This window comes from Pseudoroseomonas cervicalis ATCC 49957 (assembly GCF_000164635.1).
GTDB lineage: Bacteria > Pseudomonadota > Alphaproteobacteria > Acetobacterales > Acetobacteraceae > Pseudoroseomonas > Pseudoroseomonas cervicalis.
Window position 1 is genome coordinate 711,649 of record NZ_GG770778.1, and the last position, 3,592, is coordinate 715,240.

The following is a 3,592-nucleotide window of genomic DNA, read 5'->3' on the forward strand; positions in this document are numbered from 1 at the left end:
CTGCTCGGCCATCGGCGCCGGGGGCGGGGTGGCCGCGGCGTCGGCCTGCTCGGCGGCCGCCTGCTCGGCCGAGGGGAAGCGCAGGCCCACGCGGACATGCGGGTCCCAGAAGGCGGTGATGGCGGCGATGGGGATGACCAGCGTCGCGGGCACGCCGCCGAAGGAGAGGCCGGCGCTGACCAGCCCGGCCTGCCGGTCCACCTTCAGGTCCCAGAACTGGTGCTGGAGGACGATGGTCATCTCCTCCGGGTAGCGGGCCTTGAGGTGGCTCGGGATGGCGATGCCCGGGCGGTCGGTGCGGAAGGTGAGGTAGAAATGGTGCTCGCCCGGCAGGCCGTGCTCGCCCGCGTGCTCGAGGGCGCGCAGCGCGACCTCGCGCATGGCGTCCTCGGTCCAGCGGTCGTAGGGAAGCAGGCTCTCGGCCTGCCTGGTTTCATCCGTCATGCAGCATACCCCGGCAGACGCCAGCAAAGTGGAGCCCCATTACAGAAGCTCCCCCAGGGCGGAAAGGGGCGGGGGGCCATTATGCGGGGCGTGGAGGCGGAAAAGCGGCGAGTGGGGGGATTCTGTTGCCCGGTTCCCCCCGGACCGCGCTTACCTATTAGGCAGCGAGCGCCACAGCCTCGCGGCTGTTATCGTTGGCACTTGTGATTTAGCCCGATAACGGCGGTACAATGCCGGGCAAAAGATACGTCTTTACCGCGCGCGTCGAGCCTGTGTCGTCCCCACAGCGCCCCGAGGGGCATGGTGGAGACGCCGGGTACTGCCCCCGGGTCCGCAACGCTTATTCCACGTACCGTTTATCGCCATAGTCGTCCGAGGACGACGCTCCCGATATAGGCTGCCCGGCTGTGGAAATCGAGGCCCGCGCCCGGTGATTTTTTGCCCCTGATGGCGGGGTCCGGGGGGACCCTGTCCCCCCGGCGGCGGGGGTTTGGGGGAGGCGGAGCCTCCCCCAAGTCCAGGTCCCGGTTTGGGGGAGGCGGAGCCTCCCCCAAGTCCTTCAGAGGCCGCGCCCGATGGCGTCACCCGCCCGCAGCGCCGCCAGCACGGCCTGGGGCGAGACGGGGTAGGGGGCGTTGTGGATGGTCTCGCCTGGGGCGCAGGCGGCTTCGGCGGCTTGCAGCAACTCGGCGTCGCTGGCGTCCTCCAGGCCGATCCCGGCCAGGGTGGTGGGCAGGCCGATGCGGGCGGAGAAGTCATAGATCTCCTCGATCAGCGCCGGCGGGCGGCCGCCCAGGATGGCCAGGGCCTGGGTGCCGATGGCGACCTTCTCCCCGTGCCAATAGCTGTGGGTGCCGTGCAGCCGGGTCAGCCCGTTGTGGATGGCGTGCGCCGCCGAGAGTCCGCCGCTTTCGAAGCCGAGGCCGGAGAGCAGGGTGTTGGCCTCGATGATGCGCTCCAACGCCGGGGTGACGACCTGGCGCTCGCAGGCGCGCAGCGCCTGTTCGCCATATTCCAGCAGCGTGTCGTAGCAGAGCCGGGCCAGGGCATAGGCGGTGGCGTTGCCGGGCCGGCCGGTCATGTTGCCGGCGCCCTTGATGCGGCAATCCTCCGCCTCGAACCAGGTGGAGAGGGCGTCGCCCATGCCGGCCACCAGGAATCGCGCCGGGGCGCGGGCGATCAGCGCGCTGTCCACCAGCACCACCTGTGGGTTCTGCGGCAGGAAGAGGTAGCGGTGGAAGGCGCCTTCCGGCGTGTAGATGACCGAGAGGGCGCTGCAAGGCGCGTCGGTCGAGGCCAGGGTCGGCACGATGATCACCGGCGCGCCCAGCGCGTGGGCCAGGGCCTTGGCGGTGTCCAGCGCCTTGCCGCCGCCGATGCCGATGACCAGGTCGCTGGCTTTCTCCCGGGCGATGGCTTCCAGCCGGGCGATTTCCGGCTCGGAGCATTCGCCGCCGAATTCCTGCTGATCGAAGGGCGCGCCATCCTTGGCGTGCAGCGCGCCCGAGACCAGTGCGGCGACCGATTTGTCCACGAGGGCGAGCGGCTTGCGGCCGAGGCGGGCGGCTTCCTCGCCCAGCAGGTCGAGGGCGCCGGCGCCCTGGACGTAGCGGCCGGGGAAGATGCTGGTGGTGACCATGGCGGGTTCTCCCTTCGGATTCGGGGGAGAGGATGGGGTGCCGGGCGGCCTCCGGCGTTGATTCAGGGCAAGAAGATGGACGGAATGTAATCACGATATCGCGATGCCGTGCCCCGTGCCGGACGGCCCGGCGCGGGTCGCGGGGCGAGAAACGTCGCTGGCCGAAGCGGGGCGGGCGGGCTAGACCCTGCGCCCTGGAGGGCGCCCTGGCGGTGCCCGCCAATCGATCGACCCGCCCCCCGGGCCGGCCGCCCGGCCGGCCTGGCGACCGGCACGCCTGGGATGTGAAGCATGGACCTCACCGCCGCGCAGCGTCAGGAACTTTCGGAAGCGCAGGCGGCGCGGGCGGAGACCCGCCGCCCCACCGTGCCGGCCCTGGAAAAAATGCTGTTCGAGCCGCTGCCGGTGCTCGACCACGGCTTCGTCCGGGTGGTGGACTACATGGGCGATGACGCGGCGGTGGTGCAGGCGGCGCGCGTCTCCTATGGCCGCGGCACGCGCGCGGCGAACGAGGATCGCGGGCTGATCCGCTACCTGATGCGGCACTGGCACTCGACGCCCTTCGAGATGTGCGAGATCAAGTTCCATGTGAAGCTGCCGATCTTCGTGGCGCGGCAATGGATCCGCCACCGCACGGCGAACGTGAACGAGTATTCGGCGCGCTATTCCATCATGGACCGGGAGTTCTACCTGCCGGCGCCGCAGCATCTGGCGGCGCAATCGGCGGTGAACCGGCAGGGCCGCGGCGAGGTGCTGGAAGGCGCCGAGGCGGCCGAGGTGCTGGCGCTGCTGCGCCAGGACGCGATGCGCAATTACGACCACTACCAGGCGATGATGAACCTGGACGAGGCGGGCAACACCATCGACCCCGCCCGGCAGGGGCTGGCGCGCGAGCTGGCGCGCATGAACCTGACGCTGAACGCCTACACCCAGTGGTACTGGAAGACCGACCTGCACAACCTGCTGCACTTCCTGCGGCTGCGCGCCGACCCGCACGCCCAGTACGAGATCCGCGTCTATGCCGAGGCGATGCTGGGCGTGCTGGAGGCCTGGGTGCCGGCGGTGGCCGAGGCGTTCCGCGACTACCGGCTGGGTGCCGTCACGCTGTCGGCGCAGATGCTCGGCGTGGTGAAGCGCCTGCTGGCCGGCGAGGCGGTGGCGCAGGAGGGCAGCGGCCTGTCGAAGCGGGAATGGCGCGAGCTGATGGAGCAGCTCGGCCGTCCCGCCTGAGGCGGCCATGGCCGCCCCGCCGCGCCCCGGACCCGGTTCCACGGCGCCGCGCCGCACGGTGAAGGCCCCGCGTGGCGCATCCCCCAGGCGCCGCTTCGCCTGGCGCGCGGCGTTGCGCGATTTCCCCTGGCGCCGCTGGCTGGCCGTGCTCATCTGTGTGGCGGTGCTGCTGATCGGAATCCCGCTGGCCGTGGCCTTCGTGGGCGATCTGGGCGCGCTGCTGCTGCTGGTGGGGGTGGGGGGCTTCGCCCTCGGCCGCGCCACGGCGCCGCGCCCGGC

At 71.2% G+C, this 3,592-nt stretch carries 3 protein-coding genes and 1 other RNA gene; 1 reads left to right on the forward strand and 3 read right to left on the reverse strand.

Annotated features, from left to right (window positions below; translation table 11 throughout):
* The 3 genes from HMPREF0731_RS10320 to HMPREF0731_RS10325 all read right to left on the reverse strand — a co-directional run.
* Nucleotides 1–444, reverse strand: a 444-nt coding sequence (locus HMPREF0731_RS10320) for an SspB family protein (protein ID WP_007004051.1), incomplete at its 3' end; no start/stop codon positions are given.
* A 110-nt stretch (nucleotides 445–554) separates the two neighbouring features.
* Nucleotides 555–866, reverse strand: a transfer-messenger RNA (tmRNA) gene (ssrA, locus tag HMPREF0731_RS23700).
* Nucleotides 867–1,003: 137 nt separating this feature from the next.
* Nucleotides 1,004–2,083 (reverse strand): glycerol dehydrogenase, encoded by a 1,080-nt coding sequence (locus tag HMPREF0731_RS10325; RefSeq protein ID WP_007004052.1) that lies wholly within the window; start codon nucleotides 2,081–2,083, stop codon nucleotides 1,004–1,006.
* A gap of 291 nt (nucleotides 2,084–2,374) precedes the next feature.
* On the opposite strand from HMPREF0731_RS10325, the gene thyX reads away from it, so the two are divergent.
* Nucleotides 2,375–3,313, forward strand: coding sequence for an FAD-dependent thymidylate synthase (gene thyX / locus HMPREF0731_RS10330; RefSeq protein ID WP_007004053.1), 939 nt, complete (start codon nucleotides 2,375–2,377; stop codon nucleotides 3,311–3,313).
* Nucleotides 3,314–3,592 lie beyond the last annotated feature (279 nt).

Bases quoted from the DNA above. Each gene is read 5' to 3' on its own strand.
- HMPREF0731_RS10325 (WP_007004052.1), bottom strand. From the start codon at position 2,083: ATGGTCACCACCAGCATCTTCCCCGGCCGCTACGTCCAGGGCGCCGGC.
- thyX (WP_007004053.1), top strand. From the start codon at position 2,375: ATGGACCTCACCGCCGCGCAGCGTCAGGAACTTTCGGAAGCGCAGGCG.